The sequence below is a fragment of the Chitinophaga nivalis genome (genome assembly GCF_025989125.1).
GTDB lineage: Bacteria > Bacteroidota > Bacteroidia > Chitinophagales > Chitinophagaceae > Chitinophaga > Chitinophaga nivalis.
Genome location: NZ_JAPDNR010000001.1, coordinates 1734459 through 1754497 on the forward strand (window position 1 = coordinate 1734459; position 20039 = coordinate 1754497).

15 protein-coding genes are annotated in these 20039 nt (G+C 47.0%); 13 read left to right on the plus strand and 2 right to left on the minus strand.

The features are described from left to right. The first annotated feature begins 238 nt into the window (after window positions 1-238). Both OL444_RS07155 and OL444_RS07160 read left to right on the plus strand, forming a co-directional pair. Entirely contained in the window at window positions 239-1606 is a 1368-nt protein-coding gene (locus OL444_RS07155) for a sensor histidine kinase (protein WP_264733908.1), read from the plus strand. A gap of 16 nt (window positions 1607-1622) precedes the next feature. Then, window positions 1623-2435, plus strand: a complete 813-nt coding sequence (locus tag OL444_RS07160) for a HesA/MoeB/ThiF family protein (protein WP_264733907.1) — start codon at window positions 1623-1625, stop codon at window positions 2433-2435. Window positions 2436-2482: 47 nt separating this feature from the next. On the opposite strand, the gene OL444_RS07165 is transcribed toward OL444_RS07160, so the two are convergent. Continuing rightward, complete coding sequence (locus OL444_RS07165) at window positions 2483-3370, minus strand: S66 peptidase family protein (protein WP_264733906.1); 888 nt, start codon at window positions 3368-3370, stop codon at window positions 2483-2485. 158 nt (window positions 3371-3528) lie between these two features. Here OL444_RS07165 and metG point away from each other — a divergent pair, with 158 nt between their 5' ends. The 7 genes from metG (at window position 3529) to lpxB (ending at window position 12389) form a co-directional block, all read left to right on the plus strand. Then, a complete protein-coding gene (gene metG, locus OL444_RS07170; RefSeq protein WP_264733905.1) occupies window positions 3529-5664 on the plus strand; it encodes a methionine--tRNA ligase in 2136 nt (711 codons plus the stop codon). A 233-nt stretch (window positions 5665-5897) separates the two neighbouring features. Then, window positions 5898-8300, plus strand: coding sequence for a 3-hydroxyacyl-CoA dehydrogenase/enoyl-CoA hydratase family protein (locus tag OL444_RS07175; protein WP_264733904.1), 2403 nt, complete (start codon window positions 5898-5900; stop codon window positions 8298-8300). 100 nt (window positions 8301-8400) lie between these two features. After that, window positions 8401-9297 (plus strand): ABC transporter ATP-binding protein, encoded by an 897-nt coding sequence (locus OL444_RS07180; RefSeq protein ID WP_264733903.1) that lies wholly within the window; start codon window positions 8401-8403, stop codon window positions 9295-9297. Further along, on the plus strand, window positions 9294-10073 hold the full coding sequence (locus OL444_RS07185) for an ABC transporter permease (RefSeq protein WP_264733902.1): 780 nt from the start codon (window positions 9294-9296) through the stop codon (window positions 10071-10073). Before OL444_RS07180 ends, OL444_RS07185 begins: the two co-directional genes overlap by 4 nt. Before the next feature lie 82 nt (window positions 10074-10155). Next, window positions 10156-10935, plus strand: a complete 780-nt coding sequence (surE, locus tag OL444_RS07190) for a 5'/3'-nucleotidase SurE (protein ID WP_264733901.1) — start codon at window positions 10156-10158, stop codon at window positions 10933-10935. Window positions 10936-10963: 28 nt separating this feature from the next. Next, on the plus strand, window positions 10964-11266 hold the full coding sequence (locus OL444_RS07195; protein ID WP_264733900.1) for a hypothetical protein: 303 nt from the start codon (window positions 10964-10966) through the stop codon (window positions 11264-11266). A gap of 19 nt (window positions 11267-11285) precedes the next feature. After that, entirely contained in the window at window positions 11286-12389 is a 1104-nt protein-coding gene (lpxB, locus tag OL444_RS07200; RefSeq protein WP_264733899.1) for a lipid-A-disaccharide synthase, read from the plus strand. Between the two features lie 30 nt (window positions 12390-12419). Here the strand turns inward: lpxB and OL444_RS07205 are convergent, their stop codons facing one another. Continuing rightward, window positions 12420-12590, minus strand: a complete 171-nt coding sequence (locus OL444_RS07205; protein WP_264733898.1) for a DUF6728 family protein — start codon at window positions 12588-12590, stop codon at window positions 12420-12422. A 53-nt stretch (window positions 12591-12643) separates the two neighbouring features. Here OL444_RS07205 and OL444_RS07210 point away from each other — a divergent pair, with 53 nt between their 5' ends. The 4 genes from OL444_RS07210 to OL444_RS07225 all read left to right on the plus strand — a co-directional run bounded on the left by OL444_RS07210 (window position 12644) and on the right by OL444_RS07225 (window position 19930). Beyond that, complete coding sequence (locus tag OL444_RS07210; protein ID WP_264733897.1) at window positions 12644-15217, plus strand: beta-mannosidase; 2574 nt, start codon at window positions 12644-12646, stop codon at window positions 15215-15217. 2 nt (window positions 15218-15219) lie between these two features. Then, window positions 15220-16668, plus strand: coding sequence for an alpha-L-fucosidase (locus OL444_RS07215; protein ID WP_264733896.1), 1449 nt, complete (start codon window positions 15220-15222; stop codon window positions 16666-16668). Between the two features lie 95 nt (window positions 16669-16763). Then, window positions 16764-17519, plus strand: coding sequence for a response regulator transcription factor (locus OL444_RS07220; protein WP_264733895.1), 756 nt, complete (start codon window positions 16764-16766; stop codon window positions 17517-17519). A gap of 167 nt (window positions 17520-17686) precedes the next feature. Beyond that, the gene (locus tag OL444_RS07225) at window positions 17687-19930 is read left to right on the plus strand and encodes a RelA/SpoT family protein (RefSeq protein ID WP_264733894.1); all 2244 of its coding nucleotides are present in this window, start codon (window positions 17687-17689) and stop codon (window positions 19928-19930) included. Window positions 19931-20039: the final 109 nt, after the last annotated feature.

Consider the following 20039-nt stretch of genomic DNA (forward strand, 5'->3'; position numbering starts at 1 on the left):
ATACTTATCAAATTTAGTACCAGATTGTAAAGCAAAGGTAAGGAAAGTCACCATAATAAAATCAGGAGTGCCCCGTTAAAATTACGTTAAAGTGATATTGAATTGCTAAAGGAAGGCAGGGAAGCCGATTGAAGTACTAATTTTGTATCATTGCGGTTATTCGGGCGATATTTTTTAACAAATTTTAATATTTCCACGCCCTTATTTTTGATTTATCTTTAAAGCCGACATATTTTTCATGATACCACTGAAGAGAATCTTTCCTGTCATCGTAATTCTGATTACCATTTCCCTGTTAGGCATCATCTATATTCAGGTGAACTGGATCAAAAGTGGTATTGCCATCAAGAAAGAACAGTTCTCCCAGAACCTGGCCATGATGGGCAAAGACCTCGTCAGCGATATGCTGTACACCCGGCAAACAGCTGTCATGTTCAAAATGTACAGCAACAGAAGCGGATCTACCAAAACGTTCTCTATCGATATCAACCGGCAGCCCTATAACATGCCGCCGGTAAGTGATTTTTATACCGTACAGGAACTACGTGCCTGTATTCAATCCAACCTCCGCAAAAATCACCTGGACTCTACCAATTTTGAATTTGCGATCCTGGCGCCGGTTGCCGGATATGAAGCGAATATCAAAATGCATTCTCCGGGCTTCCTGAAAATGTACCAGGAAAATCTGAAAGACAGCAGTGTGAATAACAACAACAGTAAATACCGCATTCAGGTAGTCATGCTGGCCGATCTGAACGACCTCGCTCCGCGGAATGAAAGTCTGTGGATCATCCTGCCGGTTAATGATTCCATCGCGAAACAGCTGGGATTTATGATTACCGGTGGTGTGTTGTTCACGCTTATCATTATCACGGCTTTTGCCCTCACCATCCGCACGTTACTGAACCAGAAAAAACTCTCTGAAATAAAATCCGATTTCATCAACAACATGACCCATGAGCTGAAAACACCCCTGGCCACCATCTCGCTGGCCATCGATGCTATCGGCAATGAAAAAGTGATGAACAACCCGGATAAAATCCAATACTTCTCCGGTATCATCAAGGAAGAAAATAAACGGATGAATAAACAGGTGGAAAGTATCCTGCAGTCCGCCCTCCTGGAAAAAGATGAAATTGGTCTGAAACTGCAGGCCACCGATGCACACAAGGTGATCCAGAATACAACGGATAACCTGCAGCTGCAGCTGGCCGCCAAAAAGGGAGTGGTCGATCTCCAGCTGAATGCCATCAATCCGGTGATCATGGCCGATGATGTGCATTTCTCCAACCTGATCTTCAATCTCATGGATAACGCTATCAAGTATTCCCGCGACGAACTGGAAATCGTTATCCAAACCTACAATACCCGCAAAAATCTCTTCATCGTTATCCAGGACAATGGTATCGGTATGAGCCGCGATACGATTTCACGTATCTTTGAAAAATTCTACCGCGCACACACCGGGAATGTACACAACGTAAAAGGTTTCGGCCTCGGGCTTACCTATGTGAAAGCTATTGTGGACGCACATAAAGGAAAAATTAAAGTGGAGAGCACCGTCGGTAAAGGCAGTAAGTTTACCCTGGAATTTCCGCAGGATTAGATAAAGGATATAGCACATGATACTCAGTGAAAAAGAAGCATTACATTTTCAGCATCCGATAGCCGTGCCCGGTATGGGCGTAAGTGCACAGGAGAAACTAAAGGAAGCCCGTATACTGGTAGTAGGCGCCGGGGGGCTGGGCAGTCCGGTGATGCAATATCTCAGCGCAAGTGGCATCGGGGTAATCGGCATTGCGGATTACGGGGTGATCAACGATGAAGATATGCACCGCCAGCCGGTTTACCAGATGCAGGATGTGCGCAAACACAAAGCTAAAATGGCTGCCAGCAGATTGTGGGCAGTAAATCCATATACCAAACATTATCCGATTCTGGTACAGGTAAAACCGGAAACCATCGGGATGATGCTCGTAGGATTCGACCTGGTCATCGATTGTTCCCAGCACACACCTACTCACCTCGTGCTGAATGATGCCTGCATCGTACACAACAAACCTTTTATCACCGGAGAAGTGCATAACTGGCAGGCCTGGTGGGGTGGTTTCAACATGCCGCTGGCAGATGGGACTACTTCTGCTTCCTACCGCTGTGCATTACCACTCACGGAAACCTACCGCAACTTCGACGCAGGAGCGATTGGCGCTACACACGGCGCTACCGGCATGCAGATCGTTTGTGAAACACTGAAATACCTGCTGGGAGTAACCGGTGACATTGCCGGTAAACTGTATGGGGTAGACTACCTGCATAATCAGCGGCAGGTACATGACCTCGTGCCGGATGCGGAAGTATTGGCGGCTACCCGGGCGCATGGGATACTGACGGCAGATGATTACGGATTGGAGATTGTACCGGACGTGGAAGATTAATGAAAAACAGGCTGTTGCCGGCTACCGGTAACAGCCTGTTACAAGACTTATCGCTGTTCGGAGAGAAAGCTTTTGGCGCCGACTTTTAATTCGTGTTTTACACCCAGTTTCAGGGCATAATTCGCTTCCTGATGCCCACTGGGGAATCCAAAGCAAACCGGGTAATCATAATCTTTGACCAGATTCATGATAATTTCATACTCCGATTGCCCGAAAGGCGTATCCGTTTCTTTCCCGTCAGTGAATGCCCCTACTACCAGCCCCGCCAGTTTATCCAGCCAGCCGGCTCTTTTCAGGTTATACATCATCCGGTCAATGCTGTAGCGGTATTCGCCGATATCTTCCAGTAACAGAATTTTTCCTTTGGTATCCGGCTGTGAAATACTGCCGGAAATATTGGCCAGCAACGCCAGGTTGCCGCCAATGAGCTGCCCGGAAGCTTTGCCCTCGCGGTTTAAAGGATGTGCCGGTGCGCTGTAGCGATAGGTCTTTCCTTTGAGTGCGGCTGCCAGACTATGTACGTATTCATTATCCGCCGTTTCCGGGGTAATGCCGCTACACATCATGGAATGCAAGGTCGCAATACGATAACGCTGATGTATATGTGCATGAAGAGCAGTTACATCACTGTAGCCACATATCCATTTTGGGTTTTTACGAAAACGGGTAAAATCCAGTTTATCCAGGATACAGATCATGCCGTAACCACCGCGGCCAAATACAATCGCTTTTATTTCGGGATCATCCAGCATATCCTGCAGCTCTTCCAACCGCAGTTCATCTGGTGCGGAAAAATTATGAAAGCTTGTACCCACCGTGATACCCAGATGTACCCGGTATCCCCAGGAACTTAATACGTCTGCTGCATACGTAGCAGCAGACAGCTCCATTTTACTGCTGGAACAGGTAACTCCAATCAGATCCCCTTTTTTCAAATATGGTGGAATTTTTACCATTGTACTTTTGTTTACCTTTGCAGATTAGTTAGTGAATTGCAATTACTATATATTCACGAACTAAGTTGATAAATTGTTGCGGAATTCCAAAAACAATAATCTGATTTAAAATTTATTTAAGTATTCTTTAAGATAGCATGGGAAAATTTAATAGATATTTAATAACTGCAGCGTTACCGTACGCTAATGGTCCGGTGCACATAGGGCACCTTGCCGGCTGCTACCTGCCTGCAGATATATACGTGCGCTATTTGCGCGCCAGGAAGGCAGATGTGAAATTTGTTTGCGGATCTGATGAACATGGTGTACCTATCACCATCAAAGCGATGCGGGAAAATGTATCGCCTCAGGACGTGGTAGACAAGTACCATAAAATTATTGGCGACAGCTTCGCCGCTATGGGTATTTCCTTCGATATTTATGCCCGTACCAGCTCTCCTGTGCACCATCAGATGGCATCCGATTTCTTTCTGAAGATGTATAACGATGGTTTGTTTGAAGAGAAAGAAAGCGAACAGTATTTCGATCCGGTGAAAAATGTATTCCTGGCCGACCGGTATATTGTGGGTACCTGCCCCAAATGCGGTAATGACAAGGCTTACGGTGACCAATGCGAACGCTGTGGCTCCTCTTTAAGCCCGGATGAACTCATTAACCCGCATTCTGCGCTCAGTGAGGCTGTTCCCGTGAAAAAAACAACCAAACACTGGTACATGCCGCTGCAGAACTACGAACCGTGGCTGAAGCAATATGTACTGGAAGATCATAAAGAATGGAAAAATAACGTATACGGGCAGTGTAAAAGCTGGCTGGACAGCGGTCTGCAAAGCCGGGCAATGACCCGCGATAGCAGCTGGGGCGTAAAAGTACCGTTGCCGGAAGCAGAAGGAAAAGTGCTGTACGTATGGTTTGATGCACCTATCGGCTATATTTCTGCCACCAAAGAACTGACCGATAACTGGGCAGACTACTGGTGTAAAGATGATACCAAACTGGTACACTTTATCGGAAAAGATAACATCGTATTCCACTGTATTATTTTCCCGGCGATGCTGAAGGCGCACGGCGGATTTGTATTACCGGATAACGTACCAGCCAACGAATTCCTGAATATCGAAGGCGAAAAAGTATCCACTTCCCGGAACTGGGCGGTGTGGGTACACGATTATATCAAGGATTTCCCGGATCAGCAGGATGTACTGCGCTATGTACTTTGCAGTACGGCGCCGGAAACAAAAGATAACGACTTTACCTGGAAAGATTTTCAGGATCGTAATAACAATGAGCTGGTAGCTGTTTTCGGTAACTTCGTAAATCGGGCGATGGTGCTGATGCACAAACTGTGCGGTGGTAAAGTACCTCGTTTACACAGCGAATACCTGGACGAATCTGACCGCGAATTGCTGGGCCACCTCGCTGCTGCCAAAGAAAAAATCGAAAGCAGTATTGAGAACTACCGGTTCCGGGAAGCACTGGCAGAAGTGATAGATCTTTCCAGAAAAGGAAATATCTATCTCCAGAAAAATGAACCCTGGACACTGGCCAGCGTAATCGAGAAATTAAACCAGCAGGAGCAGCATCCAAAGTATCCGCAGTATACAGAAAAAGACCTGCCAGCCTTACAGGGCAGAATTGATAACTGTTTACATATCGCTTTACAGCTGACAGCCAACCTGGCGATCTTTATCAATCCATTCCTGCCGTTTACGGCGAAAAAAATCTGCCACCTGCTGAAAGTGGTAGACCGCATGCTGGATTGGGAAAATGCCGGCAGCGATAAATTACTCAGCGTAGGCTATTCCCTGCGCGCACCGGAGTTGTTGTTCCGTAAAATTGAAGATGAAGAGGTGAAAGCACAGGTAGAAAAATTACACGCTGGCCTGAAACTGGCAGCTGCTGCAGCAGCTCCGGCCCCGGTAGCGGAAGAAAAACCTGCTGCCCCGGCCAAACCGGAAATTCAGTTTGATGATTTTGCGAAACTGGACCTTCGGGTAGGTACCATTCTGCAGGCGGAAAAAGTGGAAAAAGCAGATAAACTGCTGAAATTACTGGTAGATATCGGTACCGAACAGCGTACCGTAGTTTCCGGTATTGCCATGCATTTCCAGCCGGAAGATATCATTGGCAAACAGGTAACCCTGGTAGCCAACCTGGCTCCCCGCAAAATGCGCGGTATTGAAAGCCAGGGCATGATCCTGATGGCCGAAGATAACGGTAAACTGATTTTTGTAAACCCTGCGGAAGCCGTGAAACCCGGCAGTGGGGTAAGCTGATAAATCCTTACAGGAATTAACTTTTAGCCGGTACAACCTTGTACCGGCTTTTTTATTGTACGTCTGACAGGAACAGGGAAAAACCAGCCTGATACAACTCCTGAAAAAAGTCAGCGAGAATTCCGGGCACTGTGATCATGGATGTACAAAAAATGCTAAATTCAAGGATCGGTAAACTTAAGTTACAACCGCTGGAAGCTCCACGAAAGACTAACAGCTTAAAGCTAATAGCTATGCAAAGACACATTAATAAAGTAGCCGTACTTGGCTCGGGAGTAATGGGATCAAGGATTGCCTGTCATTTTGCAGGTATCGGAGTACAGGTTTTACTGTTGGACATTGCCCCCAGAGAATTAAATGAAGTAGAAAAAGCGAAGAACCTGACGCTGGATAGCCCTGCGGTGAAGAACCGTATCGTTAACGATGCCCTGCAGGCAGCCATTAAGTCTAACCCTTCCCCTGTATTCACAAAAGATGTAATTAAACTCATTAAAACAGGCAACTTTACAGACGATATGAAACGTATCGCTGATGTGGACTGGATCATTGAAGTGGTAGTCGAAAATCTGGACGTGAAAAAAACAGTGTTTGAACAGGTGGAAAAATTCCGGAAACCCGGTACCCTGATTACTTCCAACACTTCCGGTATTCCCATTCACCTGATGACAGAAGGCCGTAGTCAGGACTTTCAGCAACATTTTTGTGGCACGCATTTCTTTAACCCGCCTCGTTACCTCCGTTTGCTCGAAATTATTCCTACCCCACTCACTAATCCCGCAGTTACCAACTTCCTGATGCACTACGGCGACCGGTACCTGGGTAAAACCACTGTATTATGTAAAGATACCCCGGCATTCATTGCCAACAGAGTAGGCGTATTCTCCATCATGGCTGTTTTCCATATTATGGGGGAAATGGGCCTGAGCATTGATGATATTGATGCACTGACTGGTCCGGTGATTGGTCACCCGAAATCGGCTACTTTCCGCACTGCTGATGTAGTGGGAATAGATACCCTGGTGAAAGTGGCCAATGGTGTGGTGGAAAACTGCCCCAATGATGAAGCGATCAGTATCTTCAAAATACCGGCATTTCTGCAACAGGTAGTGGAAAACAAATGGCTGGGTGATAAAACCGGTCAGGGTTTCTATAAAAAAACCAAAGGAGAAGGCGGTAGTAAGGAAATTCTTACGCTGAACCTGCAGACCATGGAATATGGTCCTAAACAAAAACCTAAATTCGGCAGTATAGAAGCCGCCAAACCGATAGAGGACCTGAAACAACGTCTCCGCGCGCTGGCAGCTGCCACAGATAAAGCCGGACAGTTCTATCAGCAGTTCCATGCACATCTCTTCTCCTATGTGTCTCACCGTATTCCGGAAATCGCCGACGATCTGTATAAAGTAGATGACGCGATGAAAGCCGGCTTTGGCTGGGAGATAGGTCCTTTTGAAACCTGGGATCTGCTGGGTGTGGAAGCTTCGGTGAAATTGCTGGAAGAAAAAGGCCTTACCGTAGCCCAATGGGTGAAAGATATGCTGGCTAAAGGTATTAAAAGCTTCTACCAGGTAGAAAACGGGAAGAAGTTGTATTATGATGTAGCCAGTCAATCCTATAAATCTGTACCCGGTGAAGGGGAATTCATTATACTCGAAAATTTCTCTAACAATATTATCTGGAAAAACAGCAGCAGCAGCCTGATTGATATTGGAGACGGCGTTGTATGTTTTGACTGGAAGACGAAAATGAATACCCTCGGCGGAGATGTGCTGGAAGGCCTGAATAAGGCGGTAGACCGCGCAGAAAAAGATTTCCGGGGGTTGGTAGTAGGTAATGATGGTACGAACTTTTCTGCCGGCGCCAACGTAGGAATGATCTTTATGCTGGCAGCAGAACAGGAGTACGATGAACTGGATATGGCAGTACGCATGTTCCAGCGTACGACCATGCGGTTGCGTTATTCTTCCATACCGGTAGTGATAGCACCACACGGACTTACCCTCGGTGGTGGCTGTGAGATGTGTTTACATGCCGATAAGGTACAGGCAGCAGCAGAAACCTATATCGGATTAGTGGAACTGGGAGTAGGTATCATTCCTGGTGGCGGTGGTACCAAAGAAATGGCACTGCGTGCCAGCCTGGAATTTAAAGAGGGCCGCATTGAAGAAGAACCGCTTAAAGATTACTTTATGACCGTAGCTACTGCTAAAGTAGCGACTTCCGGTTTTGAAGGTTTTGATATGGGCGTGCTACGTAAAGGCCATGATGAGATCACCATGAATGCCAGCCGCCTGATTGCCGATGCGAAACGCAGTGTATTGGTACTGGCAGACGAAGGATATACCCAGCCGGTGGAAAGAACAGATATCAAAGTGATGGGCCGCAGTGCGCTGGGCGCTTTGCTGGTAGGTGTATATTCCATGAGGTTAGGAAACTATATCTCCGAACATGACCAGAAAGTAGCCAATAAGCTGGCGTATGTAATGTGTGGCGGAGATTTGACAGAACCGGCTTTCGTTAGTGAACAATACCTGCTGGATCTCGAAAGAGAGGCCTTCCTGAGCTTATGCGGTGAACGCAAAACGCTGGAACGCCTGCAAAGCGTGATCAAGACGGGTAGACCGGTGCGTAATTAGTAAAAACTGTTATTTTAATTCATGGGAAATGTAGTGAAGATTAGCCATAAGATCATTCGCTGCATTTCCCTTTTTTATTGCTCACTCTTATACTTTACTCGTGTCTGTTTTATCCTTACAACATATTTCCAAGCGGTATGGCCGTGTCCAGGCGTTATCGGAGGTATCTTTCGACGTGCCGGCCGGCAGTGTATTCGGCGTACTGGGACCTAACGGTAGCGGCAAAACGACGTTGCTCGGTATTGTTACTGATGTATTGAAAGCCGATAGCGGCAGCTTCACCTTATTCGGCAAGCCGGCAACGGCGCAGCAACGCCGGCAGATTGGTACGTTACTGGAAACACCCAATTTCTATCATTACCTGAGTGCCTATAAAAACCTGGAAATTTCCGCCGCCATAAAACAACGTGGCCAGACAGATATTTCCCGCGTATTGAAGATCTGCGGCCTGGAAGAACGGCAGCATTCCGCTTTTAAAACATTTTCCCTGGGCATGAAACAGCGGCTGGCTATTGCTGCTGTATTGCTGGGTGACCCGGATGTACTGATCCTGGATGAACCTACCAATGGGCTGGATCCTTCTGGTATTGCAGAAGTAAGAGAGCTGGTACATCAGCTGGCTGCTACCGGAAAAACCATTATCCTGGCCAGCCACCTGCTGGATGAAGTGGAGAAGGTATGCACACATGTGGCGATTCTGCGTGCCGGCCGGTTGCTGAAATCCGGCGCAGTCGGGGAAGTGATCAGCCGGAATGATTACCTGGAGCTGGCCGCCCCCGATAACCAGGCACTGCGTGCCGCTTTGTTGCAGTATCCTGCCTGTACTGGTGCGGAATTGCAGGGTGTGTTGGTAAAAGCCACATTCAGCGTATCGCCGGATGCTGCTGCCGTCAACAACTATTGCGCACAGCAGGGAATCTGGTTAAGCCACCTGCAGTTGCGTAAGAAGAGCCTGGAAACCGCATTTCTTGAAATTACCAATCATCCCGTACAATGAAACAAATAATCTATGCCGAGTGGCTCAAAGTGAAATCCTACCGTACTTTTTGGGTGATGGTATCGCTGGCATTGCTGGTAATCCCGGCAGGAAACTATATCGTGGCCGACAAGTTCAGTTCGGGAGAACTGAATAAAGTCAGCAAAATGCTGGGTAATCCGTTCAGTTTCCCGGAAATCTGGCTGACGGCAGCCTCTATCAACAGTTATATTTCTGTTTTATTTGGTTTGCTGCTGATCATTCTCGTTACGAATGAATATACTTACCGTACAAACCGGCAGAACGTTATTGATGGGTGGGACCGGAAAGAATTCGTCTATGCCAAGTTGTGCTGGCTGGTGGGTTTATCCCTTGCGGCACTGGCAGTAGCATCCGGCAGCGCCCTGGTACTGGGGATCGTTTATGGGGGCAGGCCTTTTAGTCTGGAGGGATTCAGTTATATGATCTATTACTGGCTGCAGTTGCTGGTGATGCTCACGATTGCCCTGCTGATCAGCGTTTGGGTAAAACGCGCTGGTCTGTCCATCGTGCTGTTCCTGGCCTATAATATGATGCTGGAACAGTTGCTGGTGATGATTGTCAAGTTCAATTTCGGTAATATTGGCGGACTATTGCCGTTGCAAAGCGGGGACGAATTACTGCCTTTTCCGCTGGTAGGGAAAATGATACCGGGAGCGGTATCCTATGATGCTTATGTATATGTATCGGCTATGCTGGTATATATCGGTGGAGGTATCTCCCTGGTTTTCAGGAAAATATTAAAATCGGATCTTTAAAAATATCTATATATTTCACATTCTTTTAAAGCGAAATTTCTTCGGGAGAGCTTAAATTTGTGTGGAATGCTAAATGTGTATTATGGAAAAACAGGAGCGAATAATATTAGTGACCAATGATGACGGTATAACGGCACCGGGTATACGTGCTTTGATAGAAGCAGTAAAACCTTTGGGAAAAGTGGTGGTAGTAGCGCCGGATAGCCCGCAATCAGGAAAAGGACATGCTATTACGATTGGTACGCCCTTACGTTTGAACCAAGTGGATATTTTCGAAGATATAGAAGCATGGCAGTGTTCCGGTACGCCGGTGGATTGTGTGAAGCTGGCCCGGGATAAAATACTGCACCGCAAACCGGATATCTGTGTGAGTGGCATCAACCACGGTGCTAATCACTCTATCAACGTGATTTATTCCGGTACCATGTCGGCTGCCATGGAAGCCGCTATTGAAGGGATTCCTTCCGTAGGGTTCTCTTTTATGGAATACAGCTATGATGCTGATTTTTCGCTGCCGGCCAAAGTGGCGCGGGAAGTCACTTCGCGGATGCTGGAAACTACCTTGCCGGTAGGTACGCTGTTTAACGTGAATATTCCGATTGTCAGCGAAAGGGAATATAAAGGATTGAAATTATGCCGTCAGGCGGATGCCAAATGGGTAGAGGAATTTGATGAGCGCAGAGATCCGCATGGCAAAAAATACTACTGGCTTACCGGCCAGTTTAAAAACCGGGATACCGGTGAAGACACAGATGTATGGGCGCTGGAGAATAATTATGCTTCGCTGGTACCGGTACAGTTTGACCTGACCAACTATCAACTGAAAAAGAAGCTGGAAGAAGATTGGAAAGACCTGGGGTAATTTGTTGTATCGCCATTATAATAACAGTATGTTTAAAAAAGACAATCTTTCACTAGGGATATTACTGGGGTTGCTGACCCCACTGGTGGCATTTTTCCTGTACTATTTTTTCCTGATCAGACCACACAATAACATCGGGCTGGGACAATTCTTCGGTATTCTGAAAGATAATACCCAAATGATTCCGAAGATTACCAGCATTTGTTTATTGGTGAACGGACTGGTTTTTTATCTCTATACCCGCACCAGGAAAGATATTACGGCCAAAGGTATTTTTCTGATGACGATGCTTTATGCGATCGCCATACTGTTAGTGAAATTGATCAGATAATTATTAATACTACACCATATTGAAATATTACATTATTGCAGGCGAAGCATCCGGTGATCTGCATGGCAGTAACCTGGTGAAACAGCTGAAACAACTGGATACAGCTGCGGATATCCGCAGCTGGGGCGGCGATTTGATGGAGCAGGCAGGCGCGCATGTAGTGAAACACTACAAGGAGCTGGCTTTCATGGGATTTGTGGAAGTAATACTGAACCTGCGTACGATCCTGCGTAATATGGATCTTTGTAAAAAGGATATCACTGCTTTCCAGCCCGATGTACTGGTGCTGATAGATTATCCGGGCTTTAACCTGCGTATAGCAGAATGGGCTAAAAAGCAAGGTTTCCGGATTGTATATTATATCTCTCCGCAGGTATGGGCCTGGAAAGAGAACCGGGTGAAAAAGATCCGGGAATGTGTAGATAAAATGCTGTGTATCCTGCCATTTGAGCAGGAATTTTACCACAAGTGGAACTACGAAGTAGAATATGTAGGACACCCGCTGGTAGAAGTGATCAAGGCCGCCAAAGACCAACCGGCCGATGCACCGCTGGCCGATAAGCCGGTGATTGCCGTGCTGCCGGGCAGCCGTAAACAGGAAGTTGGTGTGAAACTGCCGATTATGCTCACCATGGCCAAACACTTTCCGGAATATCAGTTTGTGGTGGCACAGGCGCCTAGTCTGGATGATGAATTTCTGCTAAGCCTTACCGGCCAGCATCCGAATGTGTCGATGGTAAAAGGACAAACCTATAACCTGTTACGGCAGGCCAAAGCAGCATTGGTTACTTCGGGTACTGCTACATTGGAAACGGCATTGTTTGGTGTGCCGGAAGTGGTTTGTTACAAAGGGAATCCTATCTCTTACGTATTGGCCAAAAAACTCATTAAAGTAAAATACATTTCCCTGGTAAACCTGGTAATGGATAAGCTGGTGGTGAAAGAACTGATTCAGCACGACCTCACCGAAGCTAATTTGTTGCGGGAACTAACCGGGTTATTGAAGAATGAAGCTGCCCGAGAACAGGTCATGAAAGATTATGCTACGCTTTGGCATAAACTGGGAGAAAAAGATGCTTCCCGCCGGGCTGCGGAAGTTATTTACGAATACGCTATTGCCTGATAAGCATTAGGGGAGCCGCTCCGGTCTTCCCTAATGTCTTTTCCATAACCGCACTATCATAATCACCAGCGCTACAATAAACAACAGGAGTGAGAGCCGGTTCATACCGTGCATCATTGCCACATAGCGCGTTTTAGGTGCATTGGGATCTCCTTTCCCAATATAGAAATATCGCAATATTTGCTGCCACATGCTTTTCATGCGGCAAAGATCGTAAATCAATCCTATTTTTGATACGGCAGAAAACTGAGCTTATGAGATACTTATCAGCAGGCCGCTTATGGGTAGTGGTCTTTTTTTTAACCTGTTTTACTAAATCGATTTACGCGACTGATCAGCGCGTCCTGGAAGGAGGATGGGAATTTGCCCGTACCGATGAAGGGATCTGGCGCCCGGCAACAGTACCGGGTACTGTACACACTGATCTGATGGCATTGAAACTGATTCCTGATCCGTTTGCCGGCACGAATGAAAAAGCTGTGCAATGGGTAGATAAAAAAGACTGGCAATACCGGAAGAAATGGCGGATGTCTGCCGCAGATTTAAAAGATGAGGTGATTGAAATAGATTTTCAGGGACTGGATACCTATGCCGAAGTATACCTTAACAATCAGCTGATACTACAATCAGCCAATATGTTTGTGGCGCATCAGGTAAATGTGAAGCCCTGGCTGGTGGCTGGTGAAAATGAATTGCGGATCGTATTCCGCAGTGCGGTGAAACACGACATGCCGAAATTCCTGCAGGATAGTATCATTTATCCCGCCGGCAACGATGCCAGCGATATTCCCCTCAGTATTTATGCCCGCAAAGCGCCTTACCACTATGGCTGGGACTGGGGGCCACGGCTGATTACCTGTGGCATCTGGCGTCCGATACGCCTGGTATCCTGGAACAAGGCTGCTATCCGGGAAGTGTGGTGGCAACAGCAGCAGCTGGATGCGGCGAAGGCAGTCGTACAGGCACAGGTAACCGTGGATGCTGCCACGCCGGGTGATTATCAGGTACAGATCCGCCAGGAAACAGGGCAGGGCACCGTTGTTACGGTACCGGCTACACTCCGTAAAGGAACAAACACCCTGCAGGTGCCGGTGGTGATTAAAAATCCGCAGCGTTGGTGGCCGGCAGGCATGGGCGCGCAGTTTATGTATCATTTTAAGGTAGCCTTGCTGCAAAACCGGCAGGAAGTAGCGGCTCAAAAAGAACAGGTAGCCTTGCGTACTATTGAGGTGGTGAATCAGCCGGATAGCCTGGGTGAAAGTTTTTATCTCAAAGTGAATGGCCGGCCGGTATTTATGAAAGGGGCGAATTATATCCCGCAGGATAATTTCCTGCCGCGGGTGTCCGCAGAAAAATATACCCGCCTCTTTGATGACATGAAGGAATCCAATTTTAATATGGTGCGCATATGGGGCGGTGGTATTTATGAAGATGACCGGTTTTATACCCTGGCAGATCAATACGGTATCCTGGTATGGCAGGATTTTATGTTTGCCTGTACCCTGTATCCTTCCGATACCGCTTTCCTGACCAATGTAAAAGCCGAAGCAGCATACAATATCCGGCGGTTACGCAACCATCCTTCCGTAGCATTGTGGTGCGGCAACAATGAAGTGGCAGTAGCCATTAAAAACTGGGGCTGGCAAAGCGGCTATGCCTATACAGATACGCAGTGGCAAAGCTTGCAGCAGGGATACGACAAATTATTTAAAGAGGTGCTGCCACAGGCCGTACAAACATATAGCCCGGGTACCTTCTATTTTCATTCTTCCCCCATCAGTAACTGGGGCACCAAAGAAGACTTCACCAAAGGAGATAATCACTACTGGGGCGTATGGCATGGCATGGAATGGTTTGAGGCCTTTAACACCCATGTGCCGCGCTTTATGAGTGAATACGGTTTTCAGTCTTTCCCGGGCATGGAAACCATCAATACGTTTGCGGGGAAAGATGACTATCATATTTATTCCAATGTGATGCAGGCGCACCAGAAAAGTCCGGCTAAAGGGAATACTGCTATCCAAACCTATATGCGGCACTATTACAGGGAGCCGGTAGATTTTCCGGCGTTTGTATACCTGAGCCAGGTGCTGCAGGCCGAAGGGATGAAAGTAGCGATAGAAGCACATCGCCGGGCCATGCCTTATTGTATGGGTACCTTATACTGGCAGCTAAATGATTGCTGGCCGGGACCATCCTGGTCGGGCCGCGATTATTATGGCCGCTGGAAAGCTTTACAGTATTATGTAAAAACAGCCTTTAAACCACTGCTGGTATCCAGTGTTGTCAACGGGCATCAGCTGGAAACGTGGGTGGTATCTGATGAGCAGACCAACCGGAAAGCAGACCTGCTGTTGAAGGCAATGGATCTTTCCGGCAAGGTGATCTGGGAACGCGAATTGCGGCAGGTGGCAGTGAATGGCAGCAGCAGTAAAAAAGCTTTCAGTATTGATACGGCGCAGGTATTACAGGGAAGAAACCCTGCTACGGTAATATGGTATGCACAACTGCGAATAGACAATAAGCTTGAAGATAAGAATCTCTTTTACTTTGCCCCGGCGAAGGAAATGAACCTGGAAATACCGCAGATAACGGTGACCGTTGATAAAAGTGCATCGGAAGTGGTATTGCAGCTCCGGTCAGATAAACTGGCCCGGAATGTATACCTGGTGCTGAATCAGGAGAATGATCAGGAGCATTTTAGTGATAACTATTTTGATCTCCTGCCAGGGGAAACCAAAACCATCCGGCTGCGGACGGCTCGTTTGCCGGAGCAGGTGAAGCAGTCGTTGAAAGTAACGTCTTTGGTAGATGCTTATAAACATTGATTATGATGCGAAAATTATGGATGGCATTGGGTGGGGCGCTGATGGGAATCAGTGCAGCCTATGCACAGCAGGAAGAGCCACCTTATGTGCCCGAAACAGATAAGGCTGTGGTGCAGCAACTGGAAGCGTGGCAGGATTGGAAATTCGGGATTATTATGCACTGGGGCCCTTATTCCCAATGGGGCGTAGTGGAATCCTGGAGTATCTGTCCGGAAGATGAAGACTGGACGCAGCGGAAGCCGGCCGGTATTCCTTACTACGACTACCTGAAAAAATATGAAGCGCTGGGGAAATCGTTTAACCCTACCCGTTTTAATCCGGAGAAATGGGCGAAAGCCGCCAGGGATGCGGGGATGAAATACGTAGTGTTTACTACTAAGCATCACGATGGCTATTGCATGTTTGATACCCGGCAGACAGACTACCGGGTGACCGCGCCAGATGTGGCTTTTAGCAAAAATCCACGGGCCAATATTGCGAAAGAGGTGTTTGCCGCTTTCCGGAAGGAAGGGATTCATGCCGGTGCCTACTTCTCTAAACCTGACTGGCATTCGCAGGACTATTGGTGGGATTACTTCCCGCCGAAAGACCGGAATGTGAATTATGATGTGCAGAAATATGCCGACCGGTGGAACCGCTTCAAGCAGTATACCTATAATCAGATCGAAGAACTGATGACAGGTTACGGCAAGCTGGAAGTGCTGTGGCTGGATGGCGGCTGGGTACGGCCGTTGAAGCAGCAAACGAAAGAGTCGCTGTCCTGGAGTAAAACATTGCCACAGGACCAGGATATTGATATGGGTAAGATTGCCGCCATGGCGCGCAGTCATCAACCCGGATTGATTGTGGTAGACCGCAGTGTGCACGGACCCTATGAAAACTATCGTACTCCTGAGCAGCAGATTCCGGATAAGCCGCTGAGCTATCCTTGGGAAACCTGTATGACGATGGGCGGCTCCTGGTCGTATGCACCGGATGATAAATACAAACCGGTGAATACGCTGATTCACAATCTGGTGGATATTGTGGCCAAAGGAGGTAACTATCTGCTAAATGTGGCGCCAGGCCCGGATGGAGAGTTGCATGATGCTGCTTATACTACTATGAAAGGTATGGGTGACTGGATGCGTATCAACGGAGAGGCCATTTATGGAACCAGGGCAGTAGCACCTTATAAAGATGGCAAGGTATGTTTCACCCGTAAAAAAGATGGCAGTGTGTATGCAATCCGTTTACTGGATGAAAAAGAATCGGTGCCGGCGGTGATTACTTTCAAAGGGATCACACCTGCGAAAGGAGCACAGTTGAAAATATTGGGAATAAGTCAGTCTTTAGTGTGGAAAACTACTAATGACGGAGTAGAGGTAAAAGTGCCTGAGAGTATTATTAATAAAGGTTTTCAACATGCTGTTAGTATTCGTATTTCAAATGTGGAAAAACTATTAAAATAATATCCTTTTCATGTGGATAAAACAAACGCGGCTGCCGCTCCCCCGCGGTTGCCGCTTTTCTGTTATATAGAAGAGCTTTCACAAAAGGTAGTTTTATGAACAGAAATCCACGAATCTTATTAGTTGAAGATGATGTTATTTTTGGGAATACTATGAAGCAGCACCTCGAAGCTGCCGGTTATAGAGTAGAACACTGCCATGATGGGGTAGAAGCCTGGCAGGAATTCCTGAGAACACGTTATGACATCTGCCTGCTGGACATTGTAGTACCCAAAATGAATGGGTTCGAGCTGGCCAAAGAAATCCGCAAAAAAAATGTACTGGTTCCCATCTTCTTCCTGTCTTCCGAAAAAACCCTGGATGAAGATCGTATCAGTGGCTTTCAGCTGGGCGCGGACGGATATATCATTAAGCCGTTCAGCTACAATGAACTGCTGAAACGTATCCGCGTAATCCTGAAATGGACCCGGCCTGAAAAAAAAGAACTGCTCATCGGGCATAAGTTCGGCCGCTATACCTACCACTACAGAAAACTGAAAATCTACGACAATGACAGTAAGCTGGTGGTAGCCAGGATGTCGCCCATTGAAGCCAAAATGCTGCGCTACTTCCTGAACCGGCCCAACATCATTGTGAAAAAAGATGAAGTACTGTTGCGGGTATGGGGAAAGGAAGACTTCTACGCCAGCCGGAGTATGGATGTATTCATCGGACGTATCCGAAGACAGTTAAAGATCGAACCAAAAATAGAACTGGAAACCGTATACAATGTAGGCCTGCGCCTCAATGTACCCGAGATGTTGATCCCTGAAAAGATTACTGTGCCGATTACCAATACAGTCCTTTCTTAATCAGGTTTTTCTCCGGCCACTGGCTGTTTTACACCTAAAAAATATAGATATGATGACACGCACTGCGTGCCGTCCGCTTTTTATTTGCCGGATCTTCCGGAAGGTTCCGGCTGTTTTTTCACTGCCCGCTTTTCTTTCAGATTATATTAAATCGTAACTTTAAGCCAATGGAAACAGTGGTAGTTCAAAAATATAATCTCGACGAAGAGCAGGAAAAAAAAGAAATAGTCCGGCATTACCGCGCTTTATTGAGGGCATTAAAACCCCGTTTGAAAAAAGGCGACAGGGAACTCGTACGTACTGCTTTTGAAATGGCAGCAGATGCACACAAGGAAATGCGCCGTAAATCCGGTGAACCCTATATCCTGCATCCGCTCGCAGTAGCACAGATATGTGTGGAAGAAATAGGGCTGGGCGTACGCTCCGCCATCTGTGCGTTATTACATGATACTGTGGAAGATACGGAAGTTACCCTGGAAGACGTATCCCGCGAATTCGGTATCGAAATCGCCCACATCGTAGATGGTCTCACCAAAATCTCTACGGTCATTGATTCCAGCACCAGCACGGCCCAGGCCGAAAATTTCAAGAAAATATTACTCACCCTGGCCGATGATCCCCGGGTGATACTGATAAAGCTGGCAGATCGCCTGCACAACATGCGCACATTGGATAGCATGAGTCGCGAGAAACAGCTGAAAATTGCCTCTGAAACAGTCTTTATCTATGCGCCACTGGCTCACCGCCTCGGTTTGTACAATATCAAATCCGAGATGGAAGACCTGGCCATGAAATATACGGAGCAGCAAACCTACCGGGAGATCGCCAAACGACTGAAAGAAACAAAACGCGAACGTACCCGCTATATCAACGAATTCATCAAGCCGATAAAGGAAGTGCTGCAGGAAGAAGGATTCAACTTCGAAATCTACGGCAGGCCCAAGTCTATCCACTCAATCCACAATAAGATCAAAACCAAAGGCGTGGCCTTTGAAGAGGTATATGATCTTTTTGCTATACGTATTATCCTGGATTCAGCCTTGGATAAAGAAAAGGCAGATTGCTGGAAAGTATATTCTATCATCACCGACTTCTATCACCCCAGCCCGGAAAGAACGCGCGACTGGCTCAGTAACCCCAAATCCAACGGATATGAGGCGCTGCACGTAACAGTGATGGGCCCCAACGGTAAATGGGTGGAAGTGCAGATCCGTTCTAAAAGAATGAACGATTATGCGGAAAAAGGGGTAGCTGCCCACTGGCGCTATAAAGAAGGTAGTCAGACACCGCAGCAGGAGTCCAAATTCGATCAGTGGTTTACCCAGATCCGGGAAATCCTGAGCAATCCGGATTCCAATACACTCGATTTCCTGGCCGATTTCAAGAGCAATCTCTTTACAGAAGAAATCTATGTCTACACCCCGAAAGGTGACCTGAAAATATTACCGGTGAACTCCACGGCCCTGGATTTTGCCTATTCTATCCACAGTGCGGTAGGAAACAAGTGTATCGGGGCTAAAGTGAACTACAAGCTGGTGCCGCTGAGTCATAAGCTGCGCAGTGGAGATCAGGTGGAAATCATTACTTCCAATAAACAAAAGCCTTCGGAAGACTGGCTCAACTTCGTACTGACCGCCAAGGCCAAGTCCAAAATCAAGGACGCCCTGAAGGAAGAAAAGCGAAAAGTGGCCATGGATGGGAAAGCTGCGCTGGAGCGTAAGCTGGATCATATGAAAATCTCTGCCAGTCAGCATAATATCAATGAGCTGGTACAATTCTATAAACAACCTTCTCCGCTGGACCTGTATTACCAGGTAGCGGTTAAAAATATTGACCTGAAGGAGCTGCGCCAGTTTTCTGTACTGGGCGACAAGCTGGAGCCACCTAAGCCGGTAAAACTGCCGGAACACGTACCGGAAGAGCATATCAAACACCAGCTGCCTTCTAAAAAAGATGCAGAACTGATCATTTTCGGGGAAAGTTCGGATAAGATTGCCTATAAACTGGCCAATTGCTGCCGTCCTATTCCGGGAGATGACGTGTTTGGCTTTATTACCGCCAGTGAGGGGCTTAAAATTCACCGCACCAATTGTCCCAATGCTGCTCAGCTGCTGGCCAATTATGGCCATCGGGTTGTAAAAACCAAATGGGTTAAAAACCGCGAAATATCCTTCCTCACCGGTCTCCGCATTATTGGTATGGACGATGTGGGTGTTATCCATAAAATTACCAATATCATCTCCGGCGAATTAAAAGTAAATATCTCCGCGCTCAGTATTGAGTCTAAAGAGGGCCTTTTTGAGGGGTTGATCAAGGTGTATGTACACGACAAGGAGGAGTTGGACGAACTGGTAGAAAGGCTTAAAAAGCTGGATGGCATTCAATCTGTACAACGGTTGGAAGAGTCCTGACAAAATATACTTTACAGCTAAGACATTAGAAATTACGCATCAGGCGGTAACAGGGAAAATAAACACTTCCTGTATATCTTCTGCAGGATGCGTAATTTTTAATTCTTAA

Excerpts from the sequence above, each read along its gene's own strand:
- OL444_RS07185 (WP_264733902.1), top strand. The coding sequence starts at position 9,294 with ATGAAACAAATAATCTATGCCGAGTGGCTCAAAGTGAAATCCTACCGT.
- OL444_RS07220 (WP_264733895.1), top strand. The coding sequence starts at position 16,764 with ATGAACAGAAATCCACGAATCTTATTAGTTGAAGATGATGTTATTTTT.
- OL444_RS07205 (WP_264733898.1), bottom strand. The coding sequence starts at position 12,590 with ATGAAAAGCATGTGGCAGCAAATATTGCGATATTTCTATATTGGGAAA.
- OL444_RS07195 (WP_264733900.1), top strand. The coding sequence starts at position 10,964 with ATGTTTAAAAAAGACAATCTTTCACTAGGGATATTACTGGGGTTGCTG.
- surE (WP_264733901.1), top strand. The coding sequence starts at position 10,156 with ATGGAAAAACAGGAGCGAATAATATTAGTGACCAATGATGACGGTATA.
- OL444_RS07175 (WP_264733904.1), top strand. The coding sequence starts at position 5,898 with ATGCAAAGACACATTAATAAAGTAGCCGTACTTGGCTCGGGAGTAATG.
- OL444_RS07210 (WP_264733897.1), top strand. The coding sequence starts at position 12,644 with ATGAGATACTTATCAGCAGGCCGCTTATGGGTAGTGGTCTTTTTTTTA.
- OL444_RS07160 (WP_264733907.1), top strand. The coding sequence starts at position 1,623 with ATGATACTCAGTGAAAAAGAAGCATTACATTTTCAGCATCCGATAGCC.
- OL444_RS07225 (WP_264733894.1), top strand. The coding sequence starts at position 17,687 with ATGGAAACAGTGGTAGTTCAAAAATATAATCTCGACGAAGAGCAGGAA.
- OL444_RS07155 (WP_264733908.1), top strand. The coding sequence starts at position 239 with ATGATACCACTGAAGAGAATCTTTCCTGTCATCGTAATTCTGATTACC.
- OL444_RS07215 (WP_264733896.1), top strand. The coding sequence starts at position 15,220 with ATGATGCGAAAATTATGGATGGCATTGGGTGGGGCGCTGATGGGAATC.
- metG (WP_264733905.1), top strand. The coding sequence starts at position 3,529 with ATGGGAAAATTTAATAGATATTTAATAACTGCAGCGTTACCGTACGCT.